This window comes from Ruegeria sp. CI5 (assembly GCF_056536885.1).
Genome location: NZ_JBQFQN010000003.1, coordinates 182945 through 199785 on the forward strand (window position 1 = coordinate 182945; position 16841 = coordinate 199785).

Below are 16841 nucleotides of genomic sequence, written 5' to 3' on the forward strand. Positions count from 1 at the left end.
GAAACGCCGATGCATATCCACGCCAAAGCCGCCTTGTTAGGCTCTCACTGGGTTTCGAACCTGAGGGTCGAAACTGCGAATGGTGTCATCACGGGATTGGAGACCGGTGCGCGTCCGCAGTCGGCCGACACCTGCGTTGATGTCCTGCTGCCAGCCTTGTCGAACCTGCACAGCCACGCGTTTCAGCGCGCTATGGCAGGTATGACCGAGTTTCGCGCAGCCGGGCGGGAAAGCTTCTGGTCCTGGCGAAATCTGATGTACCGCTTTCTCGACAGGTTGACGCCCGAGCAGATGGAGGCCATCGCCGCGCTGGTGTTCCTTGAGATGCAGGAGGCCGGATATGCCGCAGTCGGGGAATTCCACTATGTGCATCACCAGCCCGGCGGAGCGCCCTACGACCAGCTTTCCGAGCTGAGCCAGCGTATCCTCGTAGCAGCTTTGCGGACGGGAATCGGTCTGACCCATTTGCCGGTTCTCTATTCCTACGGCGGCGTCCGCCAAGAGCCCCTGTCTGGCGGCCAACTGCGGTTCGGCAATGACGTGGACCGGTTCATGGACCTGTATCACGAGTGCCGGTCGGCTGCCGCAGATCTTGCCGCGGACACGGTGGTCGGCATCGCGCCGCACTCGTTGCGCGCCACCTCACCCAAGGACTTGGCCCTGCTGCTGGCGCAGGTTCCGGAGGGTCCGGTTCATATCCATATCGCCGAACAGGTGAAAGAGGTCGAGGACGTGCAATCCGCTTTGGGCCAACGCCCGGTCGCCTGGCTTCTGGACAATGCCAAAGTCGATTCACGCTGGTGTCTGATCCATGCCACCCAGATGAACGACGCCGAAACACGCGCTCTGGCGCGTTCGGAGGCCGTGGCCGGCCTGTGTCCGATCACAGAAGCCAATCTGGGCGACGGGATCTTCAACGGAGTGCCCTACCTTGACGCTGGAGGACGGTTCGGTGTCGGATCAGACTCCAACGTGCGGATTTCTCTGCCAGAAGAGTTGCGCAGTCTGGAATATTCCCAGCGCCTTCGCGACCGATCCCGCGCGGTTCTGGCGGCAGCCAACGGTTCCGTGGGACATGCGTTGTACACCGGCGCGGCACAAGGCGGGGCGCAGGCTCTGGGCCGCAATGCCGGAGAGATCGCGGTCGGCAAACTGGCCGACCTGGTGGCGCTTGACCGGTCGCACCCAACGCTTTGCGCGCTGGCGGATCATCAGCTTCTGGACGGCTTGTGCTTTGCCGCACCCGATGATCTGGTAACGGATCTGTGGTCGGCAGGCCGTCATATGGTGCGGGATGGCAGGCATATTGCGCGCGAGACGATAATCAGAGACTACAAAGCCGCGATTGCAGACCTGTTGACTGACGTCTGAACCGGCAAAGAACTGAGTTGAGATCAAGATGACCCAGACCGCTGACACGACCGGCTACAAGGAAATCAAGCAGACTGTGCTTGACCGCATCCGCTCGGGCCAGTGGCTGCCGGACATGTTGCTGCCCAACGAGCAGGACCTTGCGGTTGAGTTTTCATGCACGCGTACAACGGTCAATCGGGCACTGCGCGAACTGGCCGAGGAAGGTTTCCTGGAACGTCGCCGGAAGGCCGGTACGCGGGTGCTGAGCGCGCCGCAGAGACAGGCCCGGTTCACCATCCCGTTGGTCCGGGAAGAGGTCGAGGCTCTGGGCGGCACCTACCGCTATGCACTTGTTTCAGCCCAAGCCGAACAGGCGCCCGAATGGCTGGCCGCGCGGCTGGCGCTGGGTTCGGATCAACGGGTGATGCATGTGCGGTGCATGCATTTTTCGGACAACACCCCGTTTCAGTTCGAGGATCGCTGGATCGTTACGGCCAGCGTTCCGGCTGTCGAACAGGCTGATTTCTCGACGCTGGGACCCAATGAATGGCTGATTCAGACGGTCCCCTTCACCAATGTCGAGCTGTCTTTTCTGGCAAGCCGCGCCGATGCCGAACTGGCCGGATTTCTGGACGTAACGGTTGGCGAGCCGGTCTTTACCGCGGAACGTATCACCTGGTTGCAAGGCAGCCCAGTTACCTTCGCCAAGATGTATTTCGCGGCCGGTTACCGGATGACCACCCGGTTCTGAGGCTGTCCGGGCCTTTACCGCGGCCCGATTCCGGTACAGGTTCGCCTTGACCGAGCAACGGCAACACGGAGAACGGGATGAGCAACCCGCTATACGATCGACTTTTCGGCATTCACGCGGGTAAGACAACGCCGTTCCTGCATCTGCCGGACGGACGCGTTCTCTCACATGCCGATTTCCTGGACATGGCGGCCCGGATCGCCAACGCTTTGACGGCCTGCGGACTGGAACCGGATGACCGCGTTGCGGTGCAGGTCGCGAAATCGCCCGAGGCGCTGGCGCTTTATGCAGCCTGCGTTCAGGCCGGGCTGATATTTCTGCCGCTGAATACCGCCTATACGACAGACGAGCTGCGGTATTTCATCGAAAACAGCGGTGCTCGGATGGTTGTCGCGGATGCCAAATCACAAGCCGATATCGAGCCGATTGCCCAAGCGCAGAATGCGATGCTCGAAACTCTGAACGCGGACGGTTCCTGCAGCCTGATGCGGCGCGCGCTTGGGATGTTGCCAGCCTTCGAACCCGCGCACAGGACCGAGGATGACCTCGCAGCTTTCCTTTACACATCGGGCACCACCGGGCGGTCCAAGGGTGCCATGCTGACGCAGGCGAACCTGCTGTCGAACGCCGAAACGCTGGTGCAGCAGTGGCGCTTCAAAGCGGACGACGTGTTGCTGCACGCGCTGCCGATCTTTCACACCCACGGCCTGTTCGTGGCCACCAATGTCATGCTGTCGGCCGGTGGATCGATGATCTTTCTACCGCGCTTCGATCTTGACGACATCCTGCGCCTGATGCCCAAGGCCACCTCGATGATGGGGGTGCCGACCTTCTACACCCGGCTTCTGGACGACAACCGGTTCACCGGAGATCTGACCCGGCACATGCGGCTGTTCATTTCCGGCTCGGCGCCGCTACTGGCCGAAACCCACACGCGGTTCGAGCAACGCACCAGTCACCGCATCCTTGAACGCTATGGCATGACCGAGACCAACATGAACACCTCGAACCCCTATGACGGCGAGCGTCGGGCCGGAACCGTGGGCTTTCCGCTGCCGGGGGTCGAGTTGAAGATCACCGACCCCGAAACGGGCGATCCGCTGCCGCAGGGCGAGATCGGCATGATCGAAGTGCGCGGCCCGAACGTGTTCAAGGGTTATTGGCAGATGCCCGAGAAAACCGCCGCCGAGCTGCGCGAGGACGGGTTCTTCATCACCGGTGATCTGGGCCGCATCGACGCGGATGGCTATGTGCATATCGTCGGGCGCGGCAAGGACCTGATCATTTCGGGCGGCTACAACATCTATCCCAAGGAAATCGAGCTGGTTCTGGATGACCAGCCCGGCGTGCTGGAAAGCGCGGTGATCGGCGTGCCGCACCCGGATTTCGGGGAGACCGTGCTGGGCATCCTGGTGCCCGAGGCCGGCGCGGCACCGGATCTGGATGCGATCATGGAGGCGTTGAGCCAAAGCCTCGCCCGTTTCAAACATCCCCGCAGGCTGATCCTGCTGGACGAACTGCCGCGCAATACCATGGGCAAGGTGCAGAAAAACGCCCTGCGCGAGGCCTACAAGGACATGTTCGCGGGCGGCTGATCAGGGGCGCAGCGGCACGCGTCCGGCTTCAGTCAGCAGCCAGCAGTCGCGCCCCTCGAACACGGCAACCCCGGTTTGGCGGCCATAGCCCGCGCCGCTGTCCAGATTGATGCGGTTTCCGTAATGGGTGGGGCGGTCCACGACCGTGTGGCCATGCACGATCAGCTTGGGGTGCGGGGTTTCGCAGGCGTGAAAGCTCTGACGGATCCAGACCAGATCGTCCTCGGCCTGCGCGCTCAGCGGCACGCCCGGCCGGATGCCGGCATGGACAAAGGCCAGCTCGGGGGTCTGGTGCATCCGCACCAGATCGCGCAGAAATGCCTTGTGCGCGGCCGGCACTGCCGCAAAGGCCGCGCGATGCACATCCTGAAGGCGGGTGCGGTCTTCGAATTCCACACCATAGCTGCGCAGGGTTTCGGTGCCGCCCAACCGCTCGTGCAGCCAGTGGTAGCCGACCAGAAGATGCGGATCATGGCGCGGCTCATCCTGCAGGAACCACGCGAACATCCGGTCATGGTTGCCCAGCAGCGTGACCCAGTTCCGCCCGGCGTCGCGCCCGGCAATCAGCCGGTCCAGCAGGCCCTTGCTGTCGGGGCCGCGATCGACGTAGTCGCCCAGAAACACGAGCCGCGCATCGCGCCCGCCATCCTGTTCGATCAGGGACAGGGCGCGGTCGAACTCGGCCGTCTGGCCGTGCAGATCACCGATGGCGTAGGTGGGCGCGGTCATGTCCATGTCTCCGTTCCAGGCGGGGTTGGATTTGCGGGCCTTTGCAACGACAACGCCTGCACCGGGCGGGTGCAGGCGTCAATCGCTTTCATCCGGGTCTTGCCGGATCAAACCACGTCGAACTCCAGCGGCTTGATCTGGGTGAACAGCCCGGTTTCGGCCAGCTTGGCGCGGGCTTCTGCCGGAACCGGCTCGTCAACATACAGCAGCGCGATCGCCTCGCCCCCCGCCTGGGCGCGGCCCAGGGTAAAGTTGGCGATGTTCACGCCATGCTCGCCCATGGTCTTACCCAAGGTGCCGATGATGCCCGGCACGTCCTCGTTGGTGGTGTACAGCATATGCGCACCGACTTCGGCATCGATGTTGATGCCCTTGATCTGGATGAAGCGCGGCTTGCCGTCGCTGAACACGGTGCCCCCGATCGAGCGTTCGCGCTTGTCGGTCACCACGGTCACCTTGATATAGCCCTCGAAGGCGCCCGACTTGTCCTGGTTGGTGGTCGAGATCTTGACGCCGCGCTCTTTGGCCACGACCGGAGCCGAGACCATATTCACCTCAGGGTTCGAGCGTTTCATGATCCCCGCCACCACCGCGCAGTTCAGCGCGGCCAGGTTCATCTGCGCCGCAACGCCGTCATACAGGATGTTGATCGCCTTGATCGGCTCGTCGGTCATCTGGCCGATGAAGCTGCCCAGATGGCCGGCCAGCTTGATCCACGGTCCCATGACCTTGGCCTCTTCGGCGGTGACGCTGGGCATGTTCAGCGCATTTTCCACCGCGCCGGTCAGCAGATAGTTCGAGATCTGCTCGGCCACCTGCAGCGCCACGTTTTCCTGCGCTTCGGTGGTCGCCGCGCCCAGATGCGGGGTGCAGACCACGTTGGGCAGGCCGAACAGCGGGTTTTCCTTGGCCGGTTCCTCGCTGAACACGTCGAACCCCGCGCCGGCGACATGGCCGGATTTGATCAGTTCGGCCAGCGCCTCTTCGTCGACCAGACCGCCGCGGGCGCAGTTGATGATGCGCACGCCCTTCTTGGTCTTGGCCAGGTTCTCGCGGCTGAGGATGTTGCGGGTCTGGTCCGTCAGCGGCACGTGCAGGGTGATGAAATCGGCCCGCGCCAGCAGCTCGTCCAGCTCGACCTTTTCCACGCCCATCTTGTCGGCCTTCTCCTGGCCCAGATAGGGATCATAGGCGATGACCTTCATCTTCAGCCCCTGCGCCCGGTCGCAGACGATGCCGCCGATATTGCCGGCGCCGATCACGCCCAACGTCTTGTTGGTCAGTTCGACCCCCATGAACTTGGACTTTTCCCAGTTGCCCGCATGGGTGCTGGCATTGGCCTCGGGGATCTGGCGCGCCACGGCGAACATCATCGCGATGGCATGCTCGGCAGTGGTGATCATGTTGCCGAAGGGCGTGTTCATCACGATCACGCCCTTTTTCGAGGCCGCGTCCTTGTCGATATTGTCGGTTCCGATACCGGCGCGGCCGATCACTTTCAGCTTGTCGGCCTTTTCCAGAATCTTCTCGGTGACTTTGGTGGCCGAGCGGATGGCCAAGCCGTCATAGTTGCCGATGATCTCGGCCAGCTTTTCCTTGTCCTTGCCCACGTCGGGCATGAAATCCACGTCGATGCCGCGGTCGCGGAAGATCTGAACCGCGGTTTCGCTGAGCTTGTCGGATACGAGTACTTTGGGGGCCATGTGCGTGGTCCTTGAATGGGATGATGGCTCCGGGCCGGACGCGGCCCGGATCTTGTCGGGGGAAGGGGTCAGGCGGCTTCGGCCTGGGCTGCGATCTCGGCCTCGAACGCCCATTTCAGCCAGGGCAGCATCGCCTGGATGTCGGACGTTTCGACCGTGCCGCCGCACCAGATGCGCAGCCCGGCCGGCGCGTCGCGATAGGCGCCGATGTCCAGCGCCACGTTCTCGGCCTCCAGCCGCTTGGCGACCGCCTTGGCAAAGCTTGCGCCGTCGCGAATGCGCGGATCGGTGAACTTCAGGCAAACGCTGGTGTTCGACCGGGTGGCCGGGTCCTCGGCCAGGTTGTCGATCCAGTCGTTCTGGTCGCAGAAGTCAAAGATCGCCTGCGCATTGGCATCGGCGCGGGCGATCAGGCCCTGCAGCCCGCCGACCGAGCGCGCCCAGTCCAGCGCGAACAGGTAATCCTCGACCGCCAGCATCGACGGCGTGTTGATGGTGGCACCCTGGAAGATGCCCTCGATCAGCTTGCCGCCCTTGGTCAGACGGAAGATCTTCGGCAGCGGCCACGCGGGGGTATAGCTTTCCAGCCGTTCGACCGCGCGGGGGCTGAGGATCAGCATGCCATGTGCGGCCTCGCCACCCAGAACCTTCTGCCAGCTGAAGGTGGTGACATCCAGCTTGTCCCAGGGCAGGTCCATCGCGAAAGCGGCGCTGGTGGCGTCGCAGATGGTCAGGCCGGCGCGGTCATCGGCGATCCAGTCGCCATTCGGAACCCGCACGCCCGAGGTGGTCCCGTTCCAGGTAAAGACCACGTCATTGTTGAAATCGATGGACGCCAGATCGACGATCTGTCCGTAATCGGCGGTTTTCACCTCGGCGTCGATCTTCAGCTGTTTGACCACGTCGGTAACCCAACCCGCGCCAAAGCTTTCCCAGGCCAGCATCTCGACCTTGCGTTCGCCCAGAAGCGACCACAGCGCCATTTCCACCGCGCCGGTATCCGAGGCCGGAACGATCCCGATGCGATAGTCGGCCGGAATGCCCAGCAGCTCGCGCGTGCCTTCGATGGCGGCCTTCAGCTTGTCCTTGCCGACGGCGGCGCGGTGCGATCTGCCCAGCGCGACACCAGCCAGCTTGTTCAGCTCGAATGTAGGGGGTTTGGCGCAGGGGCCCGAGGAAAAACGCGGATTGGCCGGCCGCGCTGCCGGTCGTTCGATGGTCATTGGTGTTACCCTTCCAGATATACGCCCCTCGTTGGGGAGGGGTGTCCCGCGGCCAGACCTAGGGGGCCGCGGTTGGGCGGGCAAGCGGAAAAGACGCTTTGAATATCAAAAACGACACGGGCGGTGACGCCAAATCGGAACACAGGTTTCCGATCGGCGCATTTTGCACCCGCAGAAAGACCTCAGCGATCCAGCCGGACGGTTTCGCCCGTGGCCAGCGATTGCTGCGCCGCCAGACCCATGCGTACTGCCCACATGCCGTCGGTCAGGCTGACATCCGGGGCGTCGCGCTCACCGCGCACCAGCGCCAGAAAGCCCTGGTGCTGATAGAAGGTCGAGCCGTTGTGGTCGCCCGCCGCCAGCAGGCGCGGGTCGACGGGAATGTCGCGGGCGACAGGGCCCTTGGGGTCGCGCGGGCTGACGATCAGCTGCGGCACCGGCGGCGCGCCCAGATGTTCGGGCCAGAACCGGCCCGGCCCAGGGACCAGCGCCTCGATCTTGGCCTTGGGGCCGACGACCGAGATTTCCTCCTGATACTGCGCACCTTCGGCGAACATACACAGCTCCAGCATCGCCCGCGCGCCCGAGGCGAAATCGACGATGACATAGCCGTGGTCGAGGATGTCGGGCGTCTCGCCGTCATAGGTTTCGTCCAGATGGTTCACGGCCTGCCCGCCGCTGGCGCTGACGCGTACAGGATCGGATTGCAGGATCAGGCGCATCAGGTCGAAGAAATGACAGCATTTCTCGACGAAGGTGCCGCCCGTGTTGCGGTTGAACCGGTTCCAGTTGCCGACCTTTTCCAGGAACGGAAAGCGGTGTTCGCGGATGCTCAGCATCTTGACCCCGCCGCTGGTGTCCTGCGCCTCGGCGATCAGGGCCGCGATGGGCGGCATATAGCGATATTCCATCGCCACCCAGATCGGACAGGGATAGCTGCGCTCGATCTCGGCCAGACGGGCCGCATCGTCGGGGTTGGTGAACAGCGGCTTTTCCACCAACAGAGGCAAGGGACGCGTTTCGGCGATCTGGGCGATCTGATCCACATGCAGATGGTTGGGGCTGGCGATCACCAGGCAGTCCAGGTCTTCGACCGCCAGCAGGTCCTGCAGCGACGGCACCATCCTGGCCCCCGGCGCAATCGCCTGCGCGGCGCGCGCCATCCCGGGGTCGGGCTCGAAAATGGCGGCCACTTGCGTGCCCTCCAGCAGGGCGATGTTGTGCAGGTGCTCCTGCCCCATCATGCCACATCCGATCAGCCCGTAATTGATGGTCCGGGTCATGCGCGTTTCCTCGTCATTTCAGTCGTTGGACGTAAGTTGCCCGGTCCGGGTCGAACCAGGTTTTCGAAAACTCGACGGGTTCAGGCCGTTCCGACCAGCTGAACCGCTCGATATAGCCGACGGTCTCGCCCGCCGGCCGGGTGAAGTTCGCAGGGGTCCAGTCGGGCAGCCGGCCGACCGAAACCCGATCCTCGGCGCGGGTGATCCAGAACCCAAGCTGCTGCTGGTAATAGCGATAGAGCGAGTCCGACAGCAGCCGCCGGTCGATCAGACCGGCTGATTCGTCCAGCCAGATCTCCTCGACCGCGATGATTGTGTCATTCAGATAGCGCATCCGCCGCACGCGCGACCCGCGCCGCGAGGTGCCGAAATCGGGCAGGTCGGCGGGCTTGTCCAGGTGATCGACCGACAGAATGTCGGCGCGCGGCAGGCCGCCGCCCTCGGGCAGTTCCAGCCGGAACATGGCATAGACGCTGTTCTGGGTCCCGGTCTCGCGCACATAGTTGCCCGAGCCCTGGATCCGCTCGAGCATCCCCTTTTTTTCCAGCTCGGCGAGCGATTTTCGCAACGTCCCGACCGAGACGTTCAACTGCGCCGCCATGTCCCGCTCGGGCGGCAGACGCTCGCCGTCGATCAGCCGGCCGGCGGCGATGTCGCGGATCAGCAGCTCGGCGATCTGCACATAGATCGGCAGGGCGTTGGGGTTTCTGGTCGATGGGGACACGCGGGCGCTTCACTTGGTCGCAGAAAAAATTGATACACTATTGATCTACATCAATGTGGTTGCTACGCAAGAGAAAAGTTGAGCCCGGCAGGAGAGAGAATCAGATGACGATCGTCCCCATCACATCCCCCGATCTGGATGCGGCCGAGGTTTCGTGGTTCGCGGCGCTGTGCTCGGACGATTATCAGTTTCTCGGCGTGCCCGACGGCGATCTGCGCTCCAGCTGGGAACATTGCTCGGGCATCGTGAAAGAGGCCGAGGCGCAGGGCTTTCGCAACATCCTGTGCCCGTCCTCGTATCAGGTGGGGCAGGACACGCTGAGTTTCGTGGCCGGCTGCGCGCCGATCACAGAAAAGATCAACCTGCTGGCCGCCGTGCGCTGCGGCGAGATGCAGCCGATCATGCTGGCACGCACCATCGCGACGCTGGATCACATGCTGAAGGGGCGGCTGACGGTCAACATCATCTCGTCGGATTTTCCTGGGGAAAAGGCCGAAAGCAGCTATCGCTACCAGCGCTCGCGCGAGGTGGTCGAGATTCTGAAACAGGCCTGGACGCAGGATGAGATCAATTACCAGGGTCAGGTCTACAATTTCTCGGGCCTGACGACCGATCCGGCCAAACCCTATCAGACCGGCGGGCCGCTGCTGTATTTCGGGGGCTATTCGCCCGATGCACTGAAGCTGTGCGGGCAACATTGCGACGTCTATCTGATGTGGCCCGAAACCAAAGACCAACTGGCCGAGCGGATGAAGGCCGTACACGCGGTGGCCGACGAATACGGACGCACGCTGGACTATGGCCTGCGGGTGCACATGATCGTGCGCGACACCGAGGCCGAGGCCAAGGAATATGCCGACTATATCGTGTCGAAACTGGATGACGAATACGGCCGCGCAATCCGCGAACGGGCGCTGGACGCCACCTCGCTCGGTGTTTCGCATCAGGCCAGGAACCGCGAGCTGGCCGACAAATACGGCTATGTCGAGCCGGGCCTGTGGACGGGCGTCGGCCGGGCGCGGTCAGGCTGCGGCGCGGCGCTGGTGGGGTCGACCGACCAGGTGCTGTCGAAGATCGAAGAGTATCAGAAGATGGGCATCCGCGCCTTCATCTTCTCGGGCTATCCGCATATGGACGAGGCCCGCCATTTCGGCACCCGTGTGATGCCACATCTGAAAACCTGCTCTCTTCCCGAAGCCTATGGAAGGGTCCCTGCTGACACCCCGGCGACGCCGCTGGGCAACGGAGTTCGTCGTTGATGCAACGTATCAAGCTTTCTGACACCCTGGAACTGAGCCGCCTTGTCTATGGCATGTGGCGGCTGGGCGATGACAGCGATACCTCGGCCGCGCATGTGGCAGCCAAGATCCACGCCTGTCTGGATCAGGGCATCACCAGCTTCGATCAGGCCGACATCTATGGCGACTATGGCGCCGAGGCGGTTCTGGGCAACGCCCTGCGCGCCAATCCCGGCCTGCGCGACCGGATGGAGATCGTCACCAAATGCGACATCGTCGCCCCCTGCGGGCGTTATGCGGATGCCAAGGTGAAATACTACGACACCTCGCGCGCGCATATCCTGAAATCGGTCGAAACCTCGCTGCGGGAAATGGCGATCGAGCATATCGACCTGCTGCTGATCCACCGCCCCGACCCGTTCATGGACCACCATGAAACCGGCGCCGCGCTGGACGAGGTCGTGGCCAGCGGCAAGGTCCGCGCGGTGGGCGTGTCGAATTTCCGACCCTGGGACTGGCAGCTGCTGCAATCGGCCATGAAGACCCCGCTGGTGACCAACCAGATCGAGATTTCTCTGGGCGCGATCGCCCCGTTCACCAATGGCGATCTGGCGTTTCACCAGCAGCACGGCCACCCGGTGATGGCGTGGTCGCCGCTGGGCGGCGGGGCGCTGATGGCGGGCAATCCTCCGGTGGGTGTGGTCGCGGATGAGATCGGCGCGCAGTTCGGAGTCGACCGTGCCGCGGTGGCCGTCGCCTTCCTGCTGGCCCATCCGGCCGGCATCCTGCCGGTTCTGGGCACCAACAGCCTGGACCGCATCAAGCGCATCTCGGACGCCCTGAAAGTCAATCTGGATCGTGAAGCCTGGTTCCGCCTCTACGAGGCGGCGCTGGGGCATGAGGTACCATGATGAACGCATTTTCGAACGACATGGCGCGCACCTTCATTCCGCACAAGGACGACACCCGCACCCTGCGGGACGCCTTCGGCCGGTTCGCCACCGGCGTCACCGTCGTGACCTGCGACAGCCCCGACGGGCCGGTCTGCATCACGGCCAACAGCTTTTCCTCGCTGTCGCTGGACCCGCCCTTGGTGATGTGGGCCGGCGACCGGAACTCGCGCCGGTTCCCCTATTTTCACAAGGCGAGGCATTTCAGTGTTCATGTTCTGTCGGCCGACCAGGCCGAGCTGTGCTTTGGCTGCTCGAAAGACGCCTTTGCCCTGCGCGACATCGACCACGACCGCTGCGAAAACGGCACGCCGCTGCTGCGCGGATGCCTGGCGCGGTTCGAATGTGAACAACATGCGTATCACGATGCGGGCGATCACGTTATCGTGGTGGGCAAGGTCTTGCGGGCCAGCATGGCGGACGGAGACGCGCTGACCTTTTACGCCGGCAAGCTCGGCCAATTCGCGCACCAATAAGCGCGGGACACGGTCGCGGGCAAAACCCGCGGCCTGAACAGGGAGGATCCGCATGGGCGGATTGACGTCGGTGCTTGCGCCGATTGCATTCGTGAACGAAACCGCGCTGCGTCTGGGCCGCGCGGTCGGTGTCGTTGCGATCGCCTTCATGGTGATCGCGATCCTGATTCAGGTGTTCTTCCGATACGTTCTGGGCAACGCCCTGCCCTGGCCTGACGAGGCCGCGCGGTTCTGCATGTTGTGGATGACGGGCCTGATGGCACCCACCGCATTCCGGCGCGGCGGGTTCGTGGCCATCGACATGCTGGTCCGCTTTCTGCCGCGCGTACCCGGCCAGTTGCTGAACCTGTTTCTGCTGCTGCTCAGCCTGACGGTTCTGGTGGTCGCCGTGCGCATCGGCTGGTCCGAGGTCACCGGTTTTGGCGGGCGTTTCGCCACCGCCGCGCTGTATTTGCCCACCTCGCTGGGCTTTGATGAATGGTACCGGATCCCGCGCAGCTGGATGATGGCCTCCCTGCTGGTGGGCGTGATCCTGCTGCTGTCGGTCAACGTCGAACTGATCCTGCGCTCGATCATCACCATGCTGGGCGGCGGCGACCTGCTGCCCGAAATCCCCGAAGCCGCCGTGGGGGCCGAATAGATGCTGGTCTGGTTCCTGCCCGTCTTCCTGGTGTTTCTGCTGATCGGCCTGCCGGTCTTTTTCGCGCTGCTGGCCGCACCCGGCCTGCTGCTGTGGCTGAACGGCCAGACCAACGACATCACCTTGCTGTATCGCAACGTCTACAACGGGATGGACAGCTTTCCGCTGATGGCCATCCCCTTCTTCATGCTGGCCGGTGAGCTGATGAACCGCGGCGGCATCACCATCCGGCTGGTCGAGTTCAGCCAGGCACTGATGGGCCATCTGCGCGGCGGGCTGGCGCATGTGAACGTGCTCAGCTCGATCCTCTTCGCGGGGCTGTCGGGCTCGGCGGTGGCCGATACCTCGGCGCTGGGCTCGATGCTGATCCCGGCGATGGAGAAGCAGGGCTATACCCGCAAGTTCGCCGCCGCGATCACCGCCGCCAGCTCGGTCATCGGGCCGATCATCCCGCCCTCGGGGATCATGATCATCTATGCCTATGTCATGGGCGAAAGCGTCGCGGCCCTGTTCCTGGCCGGCATCGTGCCGGGCGTCATGGTGGGCATCGGCCTGATGCTGATGATCAAGGTCATGGCCAACCGGTATGATTTCCCGGTGGCCAGCCGCAAATACACCTGGCCCGAGCGCGGTCAGGCCAGCCTCAAGGCCTTTTTCCCGCTGATGACGCCGGTGATCATCCTGGGCGGCATTCTGGGCGGCATCTTTACCCCGACCGAGGCCGCAGCCGTTGCGGTGGGTTATGCCTTCATCATCGGGTTTTTCGTGCTGCGCACGCTGACCTTGAAAGAGGTGCCCGAAGTCCTCAGCAATGCGGGCATGACCTCGGCCGTGGTGCTGCTGCTGGTGGGGGCCGCGATGGCGTTCAAGACCGTGGTCAGCCTCAGCCATGCGCCCGAGCAACTGGCCGCGCTGATCCTCGGACTGTCCGAAAACCCGCTGATCCTGCTGTTCCTGATCAACCTGCTGCTATTCGTCGTGGGCATGTTCCTGGATGCAGGCCCGGCGATCATCATCCTGGGGCCGATCCTGGGCCCGATCTTCACCAGCCTGGGGGTCGACCCGATCCATTTCGCCATCATCATGAGCGTCAACCTGACCGTTGGCCTGGCCACGCCGCCCATGGGGCTGGTGCTGTTCGTGGCCGCCGCCGTGTCACGCGAACGGGTGGAAACCATCGCCAAGGCGATCCTGCCGTTCCTGGCCGTCGAAATCGCGGTGATCTTCCTGATCACCTATGTCCCCGCAATATCCATGACGATCCCGCGTTTGACGGGATTTGCAAACTAGACTGAGTACCACAGGGAGGAAACGCATGCTCAGAACATTCTTCAAAACCGCAGCACTGGCCACATCGCTGGTGGCGGCCTCGGCGCTGGCGGCCTCGGCGGCCGACTACACGCTGCGCGCCACCGCCAACTCGAACGAAAACGACGAGGACTATGACGGCCTGGTCGTGTTCAAGAACTTCGTCGAGAACGCCTCGAACGGCGCGATCGAGGTCGAGCTGTTCATCGGCACGCAGCTGTGCTCGAACGGGGCCGAATGCCTGCAGGGCGTGGCCGACGGCACCATCGACATCTACATCTCGACCTCGGGCGGGGCCTCGGGCATCTTCCCTTACGTGCAGGTACTGGACCTGCCCTATCTGATGGCCGACGACCGCATCGCCGAGCGGGTCCTGTCGGGTGATTTCACCCGCAAGATGCGCGAAATGGCGCTGGAGGATTCGGGCGGCGCGATCCGTCTGATGACCATCGGCAACACCGGCGGCTGGCGCAACTTCGCCAACACCAAGCGCCGCGTGACCCAGCCGTCCGACATGGACGGGCTGAAGATCCGCACCGTGGTCGCAGACCTGCCCCAGGAACTGGTCAAGGCCCTGGGCGCCTCGCCCACTCCGATCCCGTGGCCGGAACTGTTCACCAGCTTCCAGACCGGCGTGGTTGACGGCTCGAAGAACGGCATCACCGACATCATGGGCATGAAATTCCCCGATGCCGGCCTGCAATATGTCACGCTGGACGGGCACGCCTATATGGGCGCGCTGTGGTGGATGAACAACGCCAAGTTCCAGGAAATGCCCGAAGATCTGCGCCGTGTCGTCGTCGATGGGTTCTATGCGCTGCAGCAGGCCACCTTTGCCTCGCCCAAGCGCAAGTCGATCCAAGCATACGAGGATTTCGTGGCCGGTGGCGGCGACCTGTACGTGCCGACCCCCGAGGAAAAAGAAGCGTTCAAGCAGGCCGCGACCCCGGTCTATGACTGGTTCCAGCAGAACGTCGCGCGCGGGGACGAGATCTATGGCGCTCTGACCGCGGCCGTGGCCGAGGCCGAAGCCGAGATCAACGCGGAACGCGCCGCCGACCTGAACTGATACGGTTCGGGCCGGGGTGTCGCGTCATCCCGGCCCGCCTTTACCGAAAGGGGTACATCCACCCCTTGTAGTCATTGACCAGCACATGGGCCTTTTCGATCTGTTCGGGCGTCATCTTCTTGACCACCTCTTCAAGGCTGATCGCCGCATCGGGGTCGCCGCCGATGGCGCTGAGCGTGTACCACATGTAGGCCCGCACCAGATCGGGCGCAGGCAGGCCCAGACCCAGCTCGTAATACCACCCGACACCCGATTGCGCGCCCGGATGCCCCTTCATCGAGGCGCGCAGATACCATTCGAACGCGCGCTCATAGTCCTGCTCGACCCCAAGACCAAGGCCGTACATCACGCCGATCAGCTCCTCGGCCTCGGCGTTGCCCGACCGGGCCGCGGGCAGAAGCTGTTCGCGCGCGGCGGCAAACTCGCCCGCCTCCATCAGATCGCGGGCCTGTTCCAGTTCGGCCCAGACGGGCGAGGCGGCAAGACAAAGGGCAAGCACAAGCTGGCGCATGGTGCGGCGGGTCTCCTGTTTTGCGGGGCGGCCTGGGCGCAGGACCTGCCCTCGCCCCTGACCGATGACGACTTTCTGTTCTTTGATAGGGAACAGGCCGCGATCGGTCACCAGCTATTTTATGACCCGATCCTGTCGGGCAACCGCAACATCACCTGCGCCCATTGCCACCACCCCGATTTCGGCACCTCCGACGGCCTGTCGCTGGGCATCGGCGAGGGCGGCCAGGGTCTAGGCCCCGACCGCACGCCCGGCACCGGGACGGACCGCATCCGCAAGCGCATCCCGCGCAACGCGCCGGGCCTGTGGAACCTGGGCGCGCACGACATCCACACGATGTTCCATGACGGGCGGCTCAGCCTGTCGGACGTCTATGGCAACGGGTTCAACTCGCCCGCGCAGGAATGGCTGCCAGAAGGGCTGAACTCGCTGCTGGCCGCGCAGGCGCTGTTTCCGCTGACCGCTCAGTTCGAAATGGCCGGGAACGTGGCCGAGAACGAGGTCACCGGCGCCGTGCATGACCGGATCGACAAGGGCTGGCCGATCATCGCCAAACGGGTGCTGACCGACCCGAAATACGGCCCGGCGATGGTGGCCGCCTTTGACGACGTGGACAGCACCGAGGACATCACCATCACCCATGTCGCCAACGCTCTGGCCGCTTTCATGGCCATCGAATGGCGCAGCACCGACAGCCCGTTCGACCAGTACCTCGCCGGGCACGAGACCGCCCTGACCCCCGATCAGAAGGCCGGGATGCGGCTGTTCTACGGCAAGGCGCGGTGCGCCACCTGCCATTCGGGGCCGCTGCTGTCGGATCAGAAATTCCACGCACTGGCCCTGCCGCCATTCGGCCCGGGCCGCACCCGGCAATGGGACGCCTATGCCCGCGACGTGGGCCGCATGGGCGAAAGCGACCGGCTGGAGGACGCCTACCGGTTCCGCACGCCCATGCTGCGCAACGTGGCGCTGACCGCACCCTACGGCCACAACGGCGCCTTTCCCGACCTCGAAGGGATCATCCGCCACCACCTGGACCCGGCAACCAGCCTGTCACGCTGGACGCCCAATCTTGCCGCGCTGCCCAAGGTGCCGTGGCTGGAACAGGCCGATTTCATCGTCTGGCAGGACCGGTTCGAGATGGCGCGCCAACGCGCCAAGCTCGACATCACGCCAGTTGACCTGAGCGACGGCGAAATCGCGCAGCTGGTGGCGTTCCTGCACGCCCTGACCGGGACCAGCGTGGAGACGCCGCCCTTTGGCGTGCCCGCGGGCTTCAAGCCCTGAG

The 16841-nt window shown here is 63.8% G+C and carries 16 protein-coding genes; 10 read left to right on the forward strand and 6 right to left on the reverse strand.

What is annotated here, in order from left to right:
• Positions 1–9: 9 nt before the first annotated feature.
• The 3 genes from ACR0BA_RS11615 (at position 10) to ACR0BA_RS11625 (ending at position 3699) form a co-directional block, all read left to right on the forward strand.
• Entirely contained in the window at positions 10–1371 is a 1362-nt protein-coding gene (locus ACR0BA_RS11615; protein ID WP_480728042.1) for a formimidoylglutamate deiminase, read from the forward strand.
• 28 nt (positions 1372–1399) lie between these two features.
• Complete coding sequence (locus ACR0BA_RS11620; RefSeq protein ID WP_480728044.1) at positions 1400–2104, forward strand: GntR family transcriptional regulator; 705 nt, start codon at positions 1400–1402, stop codon at positions 2102–2104.
• A 77-nt stretch (positions 2105–2181) separates the two neighbouring features.
• The gene (locus tag ACR0BA_RS11625) at positions 2182–3699 is read left to right on the forward strand and encodes a malonate--CoA ligase (protein ID WP_480728046.1); all 1518 of its coding nucleotides are present in this window, start codon (positions 2182–2184) and stop codon (positions 3697–3699) included.
• On the opposite strand, the gene ACR0BA_RS11630 is transcribed toward ACR0BA_RS11625, so the two are convergent.
• The 5 genes from ACR0BA_RS11630 to ACR0BA_RS11650 all read right to left on the reverse strand — a co-directional run bounded on the left by ACR0BA_RS11630 (position 3700) and on the right by ACR0BA_RS11650 (position 9361).
• Positions 3700–4428 carry a metallophosphoesterase family protein gene (locus tag ACR0BA_RS11630; RefSeq protein ID WP_480728047.1) on the reverse strand — a complete coding sequence of 243 codons (729 nt, stop codon included), beginning with the start codon at positions 4426–4428 and terminating at the stop codon, positions 3700–3702.
• Between the two features lie 107 nt (positions 4429–4535).
• Entirely contained in the window at positions 4536–6131 is a 1596-nt protein-coding gene (serA, locus tag ACR0BA_RS11635) for a phosphoglycerate dehydrogenase (protein WP_480728048.1), read from the reverse strand.
• Positions 6132–6199: 68 nt separating this feature from the next.
• Positions 6200–7354 (reverse strand): phosphoserine transaminase, encoded by a 1155-nt coding sequence (locus ACR0BA_RS11640; RefSeq protein WP_480728049.1) that lies wholly within the window; start codon positions 7352–7354, stop codon positions 6200–6202.
• Positions 7355–7536: 182 nt separating this feature from the next.
• Positions 7537–8637 carry a Gfo/Idh/MocA family protein gene (locus ACR0BA_RS11645; protein WP_480728050.1) on the reverse strand — a complete coding sequence of 367 codons (1101 nt, stop codon included), beginning with the start codon at positions 8635–8637 and terminating at the stop codon, positions 7537–7539.
• A gap of 13 nt (positions 8638–8650) precedes the next feature.
• On the reverse strand, positions 8651–9361 hold the full coding sequence (locus ACR0BA_RS11650) for a GntR family transcriptional regulator (protein WP_480728051.1): 711 nt from the start codon (positions 9359–9361) through the stop codon (positions 8651–8653).
• Between the two features lie 104 nt (positions 9362–9465).
• On the opposite strand from ACR0BA_RS11650, the gene ACR0BA_RS11655 reads away from it, so the two are divergent.
• Genes ACR0BA_RS11655 through ACR0BA_RS11680 form a run of 6 tightly spaced genes read left to right on the forward strand, consistent with a single transcriptional unit; the run spans position 9466 to position 15042 of the window.
• Entirely contained in the window at positions 9466–10620 is a 1155-nt protein-coding gene (locus ACR0BA_RS11655) for an LLM class flavin-dependent oxidoreductase (RefSeq protein ID WP_093964187.1), read from the forward strand.
• Entirely contained in the window at positions 10620–11510 is an 891-nt protein-coding gene (locus ACR0BA_RS11660) for an aldo/keto reductase (protein ID WP_480728052.1), read from the forward strand. Before ACR0BA_RS11655 ends, ACR0BA_RS11660 begins: the two co-directional genes overlap by 1 nt.
• On the forward strand, positions 11507–12025 hold the full coding sequence (locus tag ACR0BA_RS11665; protein ID WP_005980319.1) for a flavin reductase family protein: 519 nt from the start codon (positions 11507–11509) through the stop codon (positions 12023–12025). The genes ACR0BA_RS11660 and ACR0BA_RS11665 overlap by 4 nt, the downstream gene beginning before the upstream one ends.
• 52 nt (positions 12026–12077) lie before the next feature.
• Complete coding sequence (locus ACR0BA_RS11670; protein ID WP_480728053.1) at positions 12078–12665, forward strand: TRAP transporter small permease; 588 nt, start codon at positions 12078–12080, stop codon at positions 12663–12665.
• Positions 12666–13955 (forward strand): TRAP transporter large permease, encoded by a 1290-nt coding sequence (locus ACR0BA_RS11675; protein WP_093964183.1) that lies wholly within the window; start codon positions 12666–12668, stop codon positions 13953–13955.
• Positions 13956–13980: 25 nt separating this feature from the next.
• Positions 13981–15042 (forward strand): TRAP transporter substrate-binding protein, encoded by a 1062-nt coding sequence (locus tag ACR0BA_RS11680; RefSeq protein ID WP_170341179.1) that lies wholly within the window; start codon positions 13981–13983, stop codon positions 15040–15042.
• 40 nt (positions 15043–15082) lie between these two features.
• Here the strand turns inward: ACR0BA_RS11680 and ACR0BA_RS11685 are convergent, their stop codons facing one another.
• Complete coding sequence (locus tag ACR0BA_RS11685; RefSeq protein ID WP_170444186.1) at positions 15083–15553, reverse strand: tetratricopeptide repeat protein; 471 nt, start codon at positions 15551–15553, stop codon at positions 15083–15085.
• Between the two features lie 45 nt (positions 15554–15598).
• Between ACR0BA_RS11685 and ACR0BA_RS11690 the strand changes: the two genes are divergently transcribed.
• Complete coding sequence (locus ACR0BA_RS11690; RefSeq protein ID WP_480728242.1) at positions 15599–16840, forward strand: cytochrome-c peroxidase; 1242 nt, start codon at positions 15599–15601, stop codon at positions 16838–16840.
• Position 16841: the final 1 nt, after the last annotated feature.

Coding starts and splice junctions, on each gene's coding strand:
- ACR0BA_RS11615 (WP_480728042.1), top strand. CDS start 10: ATGCATATCCACGCCAAAGCCGCCTTGTTAGGCTCTCACTGGGTTTCG.
- ACR0BA_RS11660 (WP_480728052.1), top strand. CDS start 10,620: ATGCAACGTATCAAGCTTTCTGACACCCTGGAACTGAGCCGCCTTGTC.
- ACR0BA_RS11625 (WP_480728046.1), top strand. CDS start 2,182: ATGAGCAACCCGCTATACGATCGACTTTTCGGCATTCACGCGGGTAAG.
- ACR0BA_RS11640 (WP_480728049.1), bottom strand. CDS start 7,354: ATGACCATCGAACGACCGGCAGCGCGGCCGGCCAATCCGCGTTTTTCC.
- ACR0BA_RS11645 (WP_480728050.1), bottom strand. CDS start 8,637: ATGACCCGGACCATCAATTACGGGCTGATCGGATGTGGCATGATGGGG.
- serA (WP_480728048.1), bottom strand. CDS start 6,131: ATGGCCCCCAAAGTACTCGTATCCGACAAGCTCAGCGAAACCGCGGTT.
- ACR0BA_RS11630 (WP_480728047.1), bottom strand. CDS start 4,428: ATGACCGCGCCCACCTACGCCATCGGTGATCTGCACGGCCAGACGGCC.
- ACR0BA_RS11685 (WP_170444186.1), bottom strand. CDS start 15,553: ATGCGCCAGCTTGTGCTTGCCCTTTGTCTTGCCGCCTCGCCCGTCTGG.
- ACR0BA_RS11670 (WP_480728053.1), top strand. CDS start 12,078: ATGGGCGGATTGACGTCGGTGCTTGCGCCGATTGCATTCGTGAACGAA.
- ACR0BA_RS11665 (WP_005980319.1), top strand. CDS start 11,507: ATGATGAACGCATTTTCGAACGACATGGCGCGCACCTTCATTCCGCAC.
- ACR0BA_RS11655 (WP_093964187.1), top strand. CDS start 9,466: ATGACGATCGTCCCCATCACATCCCCCGATCTGGATGCGGCCGAGGTT.
- ACR0BA_RS11675 (WP_093964183.1), top strand. CDS start 12,666: ATGCTGGTCTGGTTCCTGCCCGTCTTCCTGGTGTTTCTGCTGATCGGC.
- ACR0BA_RS11620 (WP_480728044.1), top strand. CDS start 1,400: ATGACCCAGACCGCTGACACGACCGGCTACAAGGAAATCAAGCAGACT.
- ACR0BA_RS11680 (WP_170341179.1), top strand. CDS start 13,981: ATGCTCAGAACATTCTTCAAAACCGCAGCACTGGCCACATCGCTGGTG.